This is a genomic window from Rhizobium sp. Leaf453 (genome assembly GCF_001425605.1).
GTDB lineage: Bacteria > Pseudomonadota > Alphaproteobacteria > Rhizobiales > Rhizobiaceae > Pararhizobium.
In genome coordinates, this window is sequence record NZ_LMRG01000001.1 from 760,284 (window position 1) to 772,417 (window position 12,134).

Annotated in this window: 12 protein-coding genes and 1 tRNA gene; 5 read left to right on the forward strand and 8 right to left on the reverse strand. The window is 60.3% G+C overall.

Going from position 1 to position 12,134, the window contains the following annotated elements; genetic code table 11:
• From pstA to phoR, 4 genes are all read right to left on the reverse strand, one after another.
• A complete protein-coding gene (pstA, locus tag ASG68_RS03665; protein WP_062583048.1) occupies window positions 1-1,323 on the reverse strand; it encodes a phosphate ABC transporter permease PstA in 1,323 nt (440 codons plus the stop codon).
• Window positions 1,320-2,804, reverse strand: a complete 1,485-nt coding sequence (gene pstC / locus ASG68_RS03670; RefSeq protein ID WP_062583046.1) for a phosphate ABC transporter permease subunit PstC — start codon at window positions 2,802-2,804, stop codon at window positions 1,320-1,322. Before pstC ends, pstA begins: the two co-directional genes overlap by 4 nt.
• 101 nt (window positions 2,805-2,905) lie before the next feature.
• Window positions 2,906-3,940: a substrate-binding domain-containing protein gene (locus ASG68_RS03675; protein WP_062583045.1), complete on the reverse strand. Its 1,035-nt coding sequence runs from the start codon at window positions 3,938-3,940 to the stop codon at window positions 2,906-2,908.
• A 194-nt stretch (window positions 3,941-4,134) separates the two neighbouring features.
• Window positions 4,135-5,379 (reverse strand): phosphate regulon sensor histidine kinase PhoR, encoded by a 1,245-nt coding sequence (gene phoR, locus ASG68_RS03680; RefSeq protein ID WP_062583042.1) that lies wholly within the window; start codon window positions 5,377-5,379, stop codon window positions 4,135-4,137.
• 144 nt (window positions 5,380-5,523) lie between these two features.
• On the opposite strand from phoR, the gene ppk2 reads away from it, so the two are divergent.
• Window positions 5,524-6,405 (forward strand): polyphosphate kinase 2, encoded by an 882-nt coding sequence (ppk2, locus tag ASG68_RS03685; protein WP_062583040.1) that lies wholly within the window; start codon window positions 5,524-5,526, stop codon window positions 6,403-6,405.
• 27 nt (window positions 6,406-6,432) lie between these two features.
• Here the strand turns inward: ppk2 and ASG68_RS03690 are convergent, their stop codons facing one another.
• Complete coding sequence (locus ASG68_RS03690) at window positions 6,433-7,581, reverse strand: hypothetical protein (protein WP_062583039.1); 1,149 nt, start codon at window positions 7,579-7,581, stop codon at window positions 6,433-6,435.
• A gap of 374 nt (window positions 7,582-7,955) precedes the next feature.
• Here ASG68_RS03690 and ASG68_RS03695 point away from each other — a divergent pair, with 374 nt between their 5' ends.
• Together ASG68_RS03695 and ASG68_RS03700 are read left to right on the forward strand one after the other, a co-directional pair.
• The gene (locus ASG68_RS03695; RefSeq protein ID WP_062583037.1) at window positions 7,956-8,915 is read left to right on the forward strand and encodes an NAD(P)H-dependent flavin oxidoreductase; all 960 of its coding nucleotides are present in this window, start codon (window positions 7,956-7,958) and stop codon (window positions 8,913-8,915) included.
• 125 nt (window positions 8,916-9,040) lie between these two features.
• Window positions 9,041-9,116 (forward strand) — tRNA-Thr (locus ASG68_RS03700).
• A gap of 122 nt (window positions 9,117-9,238) precedes the next feature.
• Here the strand turns inward: ASG68_RS03700 and ASG68_RS31090 are convergent.
• Together ASG68_RS31090 and ASG68_RS03705 are read right to left on the reverse strand one after the other, a co-directional pair.
• Entirely contained in the window at window positions 9,239-9,400 is a 162-nt protein-coding gene (locus ASG68_RS31090; protein WP_156373885.1) for a hypothetical protein, read from the reverse strand.
• Between the two features lie 175 nt (window positions 9,401-9,575).
• Window positions 9,576-10,109 carry a DUF992 domain-containing protein gene (locus tag ASG68_RS03705; protein ID WP_062583034.1) on the reverse strand — a complete coding sequence of 178 codons (534 nt, stop codon included), beginning with the start codon at window positions 10,107-10,109 and terminating at the stop codon, window positions 9,576-9,578.
• 349 nt (window positions 10,110-10,458) lie between these two features.
• Here ASG68_RS03705 and ASG68_RS31810 point away from each other — a divergent pair, with 349 nt between their 5' ends.
• Both ASG68_RS31810 and ASG68_RS03710 read left to right on the forward strand, forming a co-directional pair.
• Entirely contained in the window at window positions 10,459-10,620 is a 162-nt protein-coding gene (locus ASG68_RS31810; RefSeq protein WP_164491911.1) for a hypothetical protein, read from the forward strand.
• Window positions 10,621-10,917: 297 nt separating this feature from the next.
• Window positions 10,918-11,106 carry a hypothetical protein gene (locus ASG68_RS03710; protein WP_062583032.1) on the forward strand — a complete coding sequence of 63 codons (189 nt, stop codon included), beginning with the start codon at window positions 10,918-10,920 and terminating at the stop codon, window positions 11,104-11,106.
• A gap of 45 nt (window positions 11,107-11,151) precedes the next feature.
• Here ASG68_RS03710 and ASG68_RS03715 read toward each other — a convergent pair whose 3' ends face one another.
• On the reverse strand, window positions 11,152-11,979 hold the full coding sequence (locus ASG68_RS03715; protein ID WP_062583672.1) for a bifunctional allantoicase/(S)-ureidoglycine aminohydrolase: 828 nt from the start codon (window positions 11,977-11,979) through the stop codon (window positions 11,152-11,154).
• Between the last annotated feature and the right edge of the window lie 155 nt (window positions 11,980-12,134).

Below are 12,134 nucleotides of genomic sequence, written 5' to 3' on the forward strand. Positions count from 1 at the left end.
CTACCAGCGACGCTCAAAGCGACGCCGCAACAGGATTGCGCCCAGGTTCATGACGACGAGGAAGATCAAGAGGATCATGATCGCACCCGACGTCCGTTCGACAAATGCACGTTCGGCTTCGTTGGCCCACATGTAGATCTGCACCGGCAGCGCCGTGGATGGTTCCATCGGCGAACCCGGATAGTCGACCACGAAGGCGACCATGCCGATCAGGAGAAGCGGCGCGGTTTCGCCGAGCGCATGCGCCAGGCCAATGATCGTGCCGGTGAGAACGCCCGGCATCGCGAGCGGCAGAACGTGGTGGAAGATGGTCTGCATCTTCGAGGCACCGAGGCCAAGGGCGGCCGAGCGGATGGACGGGGGAACCGCCTTCAGCGCCGCGCGGGTGGCGATGATGATCGTTGGAAGCGTCATCAGCGTCAAAACCAGGCCACCGACCAGCGCGGCCGAGCGCGGCATGCCGGCGAAGTTGATAAAGATCGACAGACCCAGCAGACCGTAGACGATCGACGGAACGGCGGCGAGGTTGTTGATGTTCACCTCGATCAGGTCCGTCAGCCGGTTCTTCGGTGCGAACTCTTCCAGGTAGATCGACGCGCAGACACCGATCGGCAGGGCCAGCACGAGCACGATCAGCATCATGTAGAACGAGCCGAGCGCCGCGACGCCGATACCGGCAGCTTCCGGACGGCTCGATGCACCATAGGTGAACAGGCCGGTGTTGAACTGCTTCGCCAGAGCTCCGCTCTCGGACAGGGTCCCCATCCATTTGATCTGCTGATCGTTGACCTTGCGGTTTGCCTCGGCAACCGTCAGGTCGATCTGACCCTTGTTGGCGCTATCGATATTGCCTTCCGCCAAAAGGGAGACATTGGCGGTCGTGCCGATGATTGCCGGATTGGCAACCACGATGTCACGCAGTTGCGTGCGTGCACTGGCCGAGACCATTTCGGTGGCCTTCTTGACCTGCGCCTTGTCGGCGGGGTCGATGGCAAGCGCCTTGACGAGGGCGTCACGCACCAGAAGCGGATAGTTCGCCGACATTAGCTTGGCAGGATTTGTCGCCCGTTCGTTCTTCGGATCGATGATCTTTTCCGAAAACTCAATCGGCAGGGTGATCGTCGTCTGCTGGAAGGCGGTATAGCCTTTGGAAACGACGGTCCACAAAAGCACGAACAGGAAGAACAGACCGATCAGGATAGCAGTGAAGCCATAGGCCTGGAAACGGCGTTCGGCTGCATAGCGCTTCTTGATGCCGATATCGCGTCTTGCCTGAGCGGGGCGCTGAAACGTGGACTGTACGGAGGATGTAACGTCGGTCATTCGTACTGTTCCCGATATTTGCGCACGATGTAGAGTGCATAGATGTTGAGGCAGAGCGTGATGGCGAACAGGGTGATCCCGAGCGCGAAGGCCACCAGTGTCTGCGGCGAGTTGAACTCAAGGTCGCCGGTCAGCTGGTTGACGATCTTGACGGTCACCGTCGTCATCGCTTCGAATGGATTGAGCTGCATGCGGGCCGCAACACCGGCGGCAAGCACCACGATCATGGTTTCACCGACAGCACGCGAGGCGGTCAGCAGGAGCGCGCCGACGATGCCCGGAAGCGCTGCCGGCAGAATGACGCGTTTGATCGTTTCCGAGCGGGTCGCGCCGAGACCGAGCGAGCCGTCGCGAAGCGACCGCGGCACCTGAGTGATGATGTCATCCGATAGCGACGAGACGAACGGGATCAGCATGATGCCCATGACGAGACCAGCGGTCAGAACGCTCTGTGCCTGGATGAAGTTGACGTAATTGCCGGTGACCAGTCCATTGAGTTGGGCCGACATGTCGCGCAGGAACGGACCGACCGTGATCAGGGCGAAAAAGCCGTAGACGATGGTCGGGATGCCGGCGAGGATTTCAAGCAGCGGCTTGGCGATGCCCCGAACCGCAGGCTTGGCATATTCGGCCATGTATATGGCGGCGAAGAGACCAACCGGAACGGCAAAGAGCATGGCGACGAAGGCGATATAAAGCGTGCCGGCCAGAAGCGGCAACAGGCCGAACTGACCTTCCGTGCCGCCGCTGCCGGCAGCCGAGAAGCGCGGATCCCAGACCGTGCCGAAGAAGAAGGCGCTGGGAGAAACAGACTGGAAGAAGCGGATCGCTTCCGAAAGCATCGAGCCGACGATACCGACGGTCGTCAGGATCGCGATGGACGAGGCCAGAAGCAAGGCTCCGAGCATGACGCGTTCGACGCGGTTTCGGGCCCGGAACGGCGCGGTGATACCGCGGATGGCAAAGACGGCGCCGGCAATGGCGATCAACAGCACGACGGCGCTCATCGCCCAGCGGCTGGTGTCCTTCATCGAATTATAGGTTTTCGCCGACGTGACCATATAGGCCTCACCGGCATTTGCCATGGGCACGCCCTTGGCGGCTAGCGTATCGCGCAGAACGGCCGGATCACCTGTGACGGCGGCCATTTCGTCGGCGTTGAGCAGTCGCAGACCGTTGGCGACCTGCATGACCTGGCCAAGCATCAGCTCGGTCGTCGCGCCACCCTGGTTGCGGACGTCCTCCGGCAAGGAGTTCCTTGTCGCGTTTTCAACGAAAAAGGGGCTGGCAATCAGCCAGAGGGCGAGGATAACAGCCGCAGGAAGAACCGACCAGATGGCGACATAGACGCCGTGATACCCTGGAAGCGAATGGAGTGCGGACAGCTTGCCATTGGAACTGGCCATCGCCCTAGCGCGGCCGGCAAAATATGCAGCAAGACCAACGATCAAAATGACCAAAAGTATAAGTGAAGTGCTCATCGATATGTCCCCCCGGCCTGTCAATCATTGAAAGCCGGCAAATCCGATCTCGGGAGGTACGGCACGGCAAAACTGCCGTGCCGCGTCTTGGGAGACTGCTATTACAGCATGTTGCCGTCGGTGAACGCCTTGCGGTCAGCTTCACGCTCAGCATCCGGAGCCGGAACCAGGCCGTAAGCGGCCAGCGGGCTGTCCGGACCGACCATCTGGTCGTCGAGGAAGAACTCAACATATTCCTTCAGGCCCGGGATAACGCCGAGGTGAGCCTTCTTGACGTAGAAGAACAGCGGGCGCGAAACCGGATATTCGCCGGAAGCGATCGTTTCGGTCGACGGTACGATGCCGTTGACGGTTGCGACCTTCAGCTTGTCAGCGTTGTTTTCATAGAAGGACAGGCCGAAGACGCCGATGCCGTTCTTGTTGGAAGCGATACGAGCGAGCGTTTCGGTGTAATCGCCGTCGATGTCGATCGCCAGACCGTCCTTGCGAACGGCGATGCACTTCTTGGCGGCTTCCTTTTCGTCGGTGATCAGGGTCTTGATCACGTCGGCAGCGCCGGAGTCCTTGCAGCCGTGAGCGAGCATCTTCTCGTCGAAGACTTCGCGCGTGCCGTGCTTTTCGCCCGGGATGTAAGCGGCGATTTCAACGTCCGGCAGGTCCTTGTTAACTTCCGACCACTTCTTGTAGGGGTTGGCAACGAGCTTGCCGTCAACGACGACTTCAGCGGCCAGAGCGAGGTAGAGGTCCTGCGGAACCAGCTTCAGGTCAGCATTGCCGGAGTCGGTTGCGAAGACGATGCCGTCATAACCGATCTTGACTTCCTGAACTTCGGTAACGCCAGCTGCTTTGCAGGTTTCCAGCTCCGAGTCCTTGATCTTGCGCGAAGCGTTGGCGATGTCGATCGTGTCCGGGCCAACTCCCTTGCAGAATTCCTTCAGGCCGGCACCCGTGCCGCCGGATTCAACGACCGGGGTCTTGAAGTCGGGGAAGGTTTCGCCGAACGTTTCGGCAACGATCTTGGCATAAGGCAGAACGGTCGAGGAACCTGCGACCTGGATCTGGTCACGAGCAACGGCTACGCCAGCAAAAGCGGCGGAAGCAACCAGTGCTGCGACAGTGAGTTTCAAAGACTTCATCAGAATTCTCCCAGAATGGGCTTGTGTGGGTGCGCTTTTCATCAGCGCTCGCTTTCGCCGTGTCGACCGGCCGCCCTAGTTAGCGCCCGATGCCCACACCTTTTATGTCAAATTCAAGAAACATTTGTGACAGATCAAGCGATTGAAAATACTTGATATTTTTCGAAAATGGCTTTCATGGCGCCAGGTTTATGTCAAAACCTTACCGTAAACACCGTACCCTTGCCGACCTCCGATTGCACCAGCAGCCGGGCCCTGTGTCGTGTCAGGATATGCTTGACGATGGCCAGCCCCAGGCCCGTGCCTTTCTTGGACCGGCTGGCTTCGACGTTAACCCTATAGAAACGTTCGGTAATGCGGGGAACATGCTCGGCCGGGATACCCGGGCCGTGATCGCGGACCGACACCTCGGTCGGCTGGTCGCCGCCGCCCGAAAGCACAACCTCGACCTTCTTGCCCTCCTGGCCATATTTGCAGGCATTTTCGATCAGGTTCTCGAACACTTCGGTCAGTTCGTCGCGATCGCCCTGAACGATGACTGGCTGATCGGGCACGACCAATGTCACCTTGACATCCAGATCCTCAGCCAGCGGCAACAGCGCATCGCGTACATGGCCGAGCAAGGGCGCGAGATTGATTGCCTCGTCCGGGGCGATGTGGGACTTCAACTCCAGCCGCGACAGGGACAGGAGATCGTCCACAAGGCGGCTCATCCGCGTCGCCTGCTCGTGCATGATGCCGAGGAATTTCTCGTGCGCCTTGGCATCGTTGCGCGCCGGCCCCTGCAGGGTTTCGATGAAACCGCGCAAGGAGGCGAGCGGCGTGCGCAACTCGTGGCTGGCATTGGCGACGAAGTCGGAGCGCATCCGGTCGATGCGGCGCGCCTGCGAGATGTCACGATAGGAAAGCACATAAAGCCGCTGATCAGTCGGGAGGCGAATTTCGGCGGGTGCCACGCGGACGATATAGACCGCTTCGGACGGGAAGCGCTCGGAATGCTCGATCTGATTGGCCTTGCCGGTGATTATCGTCTCGCGCACCATGTCCAGGATGCCCGGCGAGCGAACACGCGCCGACAGATCACTGTTGGGCGGGATGGTGCCGAACGCCTTTTCCGCCGCCTGGTTCTGCAGCAGGACGGTTTCACCGGCCGTCACGACGATGATCGGCGCGTCCAGAGCGTTGAAGACACTGGCCAGTACGTCGAGGTTGTCGGCCTCCGGCGGCACTGCGACAACCTCGGGAAGTGGCGGGCGAGGATCCGCGGAACGGCGCAACAAAGCGGCCAGCCAGACCAGCCAGAGGAGCAGCACTGCGATGGCGTGAAGGCCGAGAAGAAGGGCTGCACCGGCTGCAACAGCCGACAGGCCGATATGCCATTTCTCGGAATTGGCCCGCTCCTTCAGATGCTCCCAGACTGTTTTTGTATCTTCCAAGATAGTTTCTCGCGCGGGTGTACAATCAGCCGTTGATACCGGAGATTCATGACATGATTTTCACGGGATGCTTGAATTCGCAATGCAATTATGGCCTCCTCCCCGTGAAATCGGCACCCATCGAAAAGCATTCAGCAAGGACATGCCATGACGGAGACTGCAGGAAACAAGCCGGTTGAACTCGTCGTCAACGGCAAGCCACGGGTTTTCGATGTCGATAATCCCGAACTTCCGTCCTGGATCGACAAGGCCGCGCTGAACTCGGGAAACTACCCCTATGACAAGAAGCTCGACGGGGACAGCTACGACCAGACCCTCGAAAAACTGCAGATCGAACTCGTCAAACTGCAGTTCTGGCTGCAGGCGACAGGCCAGCGCGTGGTGGCAATTTTCGAAGGGCGGGACGCCGCCGGCAAGGGTGGAGCGATCCATGACACACGGGCCTATATGAACCCCCGCTCCTCTCGGGTCGTGGCATTGACCAAGCCGACGGAGACAGAACGCGGCCAGTGGTACTATCAGCGTTATGTCGCGCATTTTCCGACGGCCGGCGAATTCGTGATGTTCGACCGCTCCTGGTACAATCGCGGCGGCGTCGAGCCCGTTATGGGCTTCTGCACGCCGGAACAGCAGAAGCATTTTCTCAAGCAGACGCCACGTTTCGAGAAGCTGATCACCGCCGACGGCATCCACCTGTTCAAGTTCTGGCTGGATATCGGTCGCGAGATGCAGCTGAAGCGCTTCCACGATCGGCGCCACGATCCGCTGAAAGTGTGGAAGCTGTCCCCCATGGACATCGCAGCCCTGACGAAGTGGGATCTCTATACCGATGCGCGCGACCTCATGCTGAAGGAAACCCATTCCGAGCATGCGCCCTGGACGGTGGTCCGCGCCAACGACAAGCGGCGAGCGCGGCTGGACCTCATCCGCCACATCCTGACGGCGCTCGATTATGACGGCAAGGACAAGGGCGCGATCGGCCAGATCGATGACAAGATCCTTGGTTTTGGTCCTGACTTCCTAAAGTAACGGCCCGCCGGGTGGGTTCAGCCGGGATTACTGTCCTGGCAGGATCCGCACGGCATAGAGGCTGAGGCTGTTGCCGGCGCCCGTCACGTCGCTGTTGATCAGGATATGGCCGGGCGAACTCGGCGCCAGGCTGCGATCAAACGTCACCTTGAACAACATGTCGCTCTTCTCCTCGTTCACCGTGAAGCGATGACGACCGCAATCGCCGAGCGAGGCGAAATCGCATTCTACCGAGAACTGGGTCTGCTTGCCGGAATCCGCTTGCACACTCAGGGCCACGGTGGAGGTCTTACCGGAAATCTGCTCGAGAATGGCCGTCGGAATCTCGATCCGCACATTGCCGTCCTGATCCGCCGAAGAGGACGTGATGCGCACGCGCTGGCCACCTTCGTCGCTAACCGGATCGGCGGCCGCACGCCCCTCCACGGAAACCTTGGCCATCTCGGCCGGCGTGAACACATCGATCCAGTCGCCGGTAAAGCCGGACTGGCTTCCGAGCGTCTGCAGCCCCGCCCCGCCGTCAAAATCCTCCGACTGTATCGTTGATGGCGGATTGGCGACGCTGGTATCGCGCTCGGCGGGTGTCTTCAGAAGTCCGCTCGTATCCACCCACCAGACCGCCCCCAGGAACGCAGCGCCCAAGGTGGTGACGACCATGACGAAGGAGAGGAAGCTTCCGCGCTTGCGCCGGCGCGGCTTTGCCGCTGGTGCCGCCTTGGCGGCCTTGACGCGCTTGCCGGCCTGTGGCTCGGCAGCGACCGGGGCAGCTTCGTCCGTGCGGGCGTTGGCCCGGCGCTCCGGACGCAAGCCTGCCAAGCCGTCATCGACGACCGGGTCGATCCCGCTGTCCGAAACATCGGCACGCCCTTCCGGTGGAAGATGGGCGCCGTCATCGATTTCCACGGAAGGCGCCGGGGCGACTTCATCGCGTCGCACCGGGGAAACGACAGCCGCTTGCGCCTTCAGCGCGTTGCGTTCTTCCTGTTCAATCCCGTGAATGATGGCTTCGAGTCTATGACGCTGCTGCGCGATGACCTCCGGGTCGTGAACATCCTGCTTGCGCAGGCCTGCTTCCAGCGCGTTGCGAGCCGACTGGTAGATGCGCGCGCGAGTTTCGGAACTCGTCCGGTCGGACCGTTCCAGCGCATGTCTGATGGCAGTTTCCAGTCCGCTCACACTTTGTCCTTCCGGGGCGGGCATCCAAGCGCCCGCCAGAGCATGTCACACACGGCCAATCGCCCGCAGGGGCAGACATGCTATCAAATTTTTTCCCGGCACCACACCCGAAGGCAAGGTCCGGCTTGATGATTTGCCCCCTGGATTATCGGGAAAATCCGGCAGGCTTTTGGATGTATTAACAATTCGGTAACGGTTGGAGCAGCGATCTGCAAGCCTCGCACGCCAAACTGACGGCCAAGGCAGGGGAAAACCCGGCGGTTTCAGCGCGCAACACAGTTCCCGGTGACGCGAAACGCCTTTGCAAAACAGAAAGTCACTGCTAGTATTCTTACGTTTACGGAAACGTCAAATAATTACCCGGGAGCGAACACTTGTCCTTGCCAGCCCTTCTCAAAGGCACCACCCGGCTGCCGGTCGTCGCCGCGCCGCTTTTCATCATTTCCCACCCGGCGCTGACGCTTGCCCAATGCAAGGCCGGGGTCGTCGGCTCCTTTCCGGCGCTCAACGCCCGGCCGGAAGCACAGCTGGACGAATGGCTGGCCGAAATCACCGAAGAGCTTGCCGCCCACAACAGCCGTAACCCCGGCAAACCTGCCGCACCCTTCGCCGTCAACCAGATCGTCCACAAGTCCAACAAGCGGCTCGAGCATGATCTGATGCTTTGCGTCAAATACAAGGTGCCGATCGTCATTTCATCGCTCGGCGCCGTGCCCGAGGTCAATGCGGCGATCCACTCCTATGGCGGTATCGTGCTGCACGATGTCATCAACAACAGGCACGCCAATTCGGCCATCCGCAAGGGTGCCGACGGCCTGATCGCGGTCGCAACCGGGGCTGGCGGCCATGCCGGCACACTGTCGCCCTTCGCGCTGATCCAGGAAATCCGCACCTGGTTCGACGGGCCGCTTCTGCTTTCGGGAGCGATCTCCACCGGTGGTGCTATCCTTGCGGCCCAGGCGATGGGGGCAGACATGGCCTATATCGGCTCGCCTTTCATCGCCACGACGGAGGCTCGCGCTAGCGACGCCTACAAGCAGATGATCGTTGATAGCAGCGCCGGCGATATCGTCTATTCCAACTATTTCACCGGCATCCACGGCAATTACCTGAAGCCGTCGATCGTCGCCGCCGGCATGGACCCGGAAAACCTGCCGGAAGCCGATCCCTCGAAGATGGATTTCGAAACGGCGACAACCGGCGCCAAGGCATGGAAGGATATCTGGGGCTGCGGTCAGGGCATCGGCGCCGTCACCGAGATCGCCCCGGTCGCGGCATTGGTCAATCGGCTCGCGGGAGAATATGCAGATGCCCGCCAGCGGCTGGCCCTGTAAAACAAGGCACTGGGAATTGTCCCGCGCTTTTTTCCCAAACTGAAAACTGATGGCTTGAAATCCCGTCGGTTTGCAGGTATCAGCCCCTCACACATCGTTCTGCAGCCAATGCGGAACGGATGCGGGCCGCTTTAGCTCAGTTGGTAGAGCACGTCATTCGTAATGACGGGGTCACGTGTTCGAGTCACGTAAGCGGCACCATTTCTTCACCACAGCTTGCTTTTCATGGTCTCCGCACCCCAAGCGTGGTCGCACCAAACCGTCTCGGGACTGATCCAACCAATCCAAGCGACTTCATTTTGCGTCCAGGCTTCGGGCAGCAATTACCCGAATCGTTCCACCAGAAAATCAGGCGGCGCAACAGTGCCGGTCAGCCGCCCGGTCTTCGCGAGACTGGTTGGCGATCCGTCGACCAGCGATCCGATGACCATGAAACTAACGGCGACAAGAAATCCGAATGCGACATAGGAGAGCTTCTCAAGCATGGGACAAACTCCTGTTTCGGTTTCGGCTGAACACCGATGCCCGTCAAAAGTTCCATACGTTTTGCTGAAATAAAAAATTCAGTGCCGCGCGCGAAAAGGCGGTCACAATTCCTGCCCGTGGAAGCGTCATGGGGAGGCAGCCCCTCCGCCACCGAGGCGGAAGGGCTGGGCTGTGTCAGTTGACAGAAGTCAGCGTCATCGACGCGCCGCCGGCCGCGACGTTGAGGCCGATCTGGCCAGTGACACTGATGGTCTGGAGGTGGATCGAACCGGACGTACCGCCAACCAAGACATTGGCGCCGATACCGGCACCGACGGTCGCTTCAGCACTGGCGCCCTGATAAAGGCCGCTCAGCGAGCCCTGATGATATCCAGCGGTCGGCGCGAGCACCGCCCAGACCAGCTTGCTCTTCGTGGTGAAGCCCAGATCGACGCCCATCTTGCGGATCGCGCCACTATAATGATCCGTGCGTTCGGCGCCCACCGTCGAACGGAAGGTGCAATCCGCTTCCCTGGCCGAGCCAAGCACATAGCCCACACCGCCGCCGATTTCGCAGGTCAGGTAGCCGATCTTCACGCCACCGCGAACGTCGGATTCTTCATAGGCCGGCGCCGGAGCGCCCTCGACCGGATCGGCAGCCATGACGGCCGACGATCCGCCTGCCAGCAGCGAGGCCGCGGTGAATGCCAGAGCACACATATTCTTCATGTCATTTTCCTTTTAAAACCGTGACCGTGCATGCGGTCGGTGGTCCACCGACACATTGACCGGCGGGGAGTGGACGATGTAACGGAAGCTTCCGACCAACGCCCCTGACCCGGTGGCTGCCCCACCCAAAACGCGCGGAGAAGCAGACCGTTCCACAGTTCAACTGCCATTGGGACATTTCGAAGGCACTGCATCCGGCGGCCATGCCGGTCCACGGCCTATCGCCTGCGCGGCGGCCTATCCGCAACACATGGATTCGTCCCGTGGCATGGCCTCCAGCCACGGGCAAGCGATTCACCCTAGCCTGTCCCCTCACCGGCATGATGCCGGATCGTGAAAGGACAATGATATGTCGAACACCGTGGAATACGCCCCCAACTCCCAAGAAGCGGCCATTGCCCTGTTCCTGCAGGATGACAATGGCGACAAGCTGACCGACATTCTCGTCGATGCGCTCGACGAAGCCTTCCGGATCCTGCGCGACGAAATCTCGTCCTACCCGCTGAACTAGGCATCCATCCCTCGTTCGCCATATCGTGCCTGCCTGTTTGAGACGGCAGGCATTATCATTCGGCTTCGATCGCAAAAACGAGGCCACGTGTCGCTTCCCCGTCAAAAACTGTCATCAATCCGCGCTATGATGATCGCATCGGTGTAACACCCGACAGCGCTGGATTTCCGCCCGAAAAGACGCATGTCAATGCGCTCGGCGCCCGCCAAAACATGGTTAATTTTTTAACTATTTCTGGCCTATCAGCGGAACAGATGCGGCGGTTGCGCCGTTGATGCGAAAACGGGAGGACCTTCGATGATCTTCAATCTGCTCAATACCAGACGCGAAGAAACGACCGACACCGGCACCTTTGCCGACGGCATTTTCGACCTTTCCGAAATCGAGATCAAGACAGCGCCGCGCCGCCTGCGCGGCCACATCGCCCATCAGCGCGATTATGGCAGCGACCGGACGGTCGCACAGTTGCCCGCCGGCTTCGCCTGAGGCAGCTCCGGCACGGCAGACAGCGAGACCATGTTGAAGCAGCGCTCAGGCGCGCGGCTTCAGCTTCATGTGACGATTGACGTCCTTGTAGAGCAAATAGCGGAATTTGCCCGGACCGCCGGCATAGCAGGCCTGCGGGCAGAAGGCGCGCAGCCACATGTAATCGCCCGCCTCGACCTCCACCCAGTCCTGATTGAGCCGGTAGACCGCCTTGCCTTCCAGCACGTAGAGCCCGTGTTCCATGACATGGGTTTCGGCGAAGGGGATGATGGCGCCCGGCTCGAAAGTGACAATGGTCACATGCATGTCGTGGCGCAGGTCGTTGGGATCGACGAACCGGGTCGTCGCCCACTTCCCTTCCGTACCGGCCATCGGTGACGGGGCGATATCGGCTTCGTTAAGGAAGAGCGGTGTCGGATGGTCTAGGCCGTCGACAGCTTCGTAGGCCTTGCGGATCCAGTGGAAGCGGACCGTCTCTTTGCTGGTGTTGCGCACGGACCAGTTGCTCGCCGGCGGAATGAAGGCATAGCCGCCCGGGGTCATCTGATGGGTCTCACCGTCCATTGTCACCGTCAATTGGCCTTCGACGATGAACAGCACGCCCTCGGCGCCCGCATCAAGCTCCGGCCGGTCACTGCCGCCACCGGGTGCCACTTCCATGATGTATTGCGAGAAGGTCTCTGCGAAGCCGGAAAGCGGCCGCGACAGGATCCACAGACGTGTCTTGTCCCAGAATGGCAGGAAGCTGGTAACGATGTCCATCATCACGCCCTTCGGGATGACGGCATAGGCTTCGGTGAAGACGGCGCGGTCGGTCAGCAACTGCGTCTGCGGCGGGTTGCCGCCCGTTGGAGCGTAATAGGTGCGGTTCATCTGCATTCCCGGATTTTCGAATAATTTGCCTCGCGGCGGCGGAATTGCCGCGCGGCCTTGAGAAATCATTAGCGCAACCCGGCGCGCAGATCACGCGGCAATTCCCTTGCGTTTCCGGATTCAGTTTCGCCTATTGCGAGGAAATCGGCCGTTTG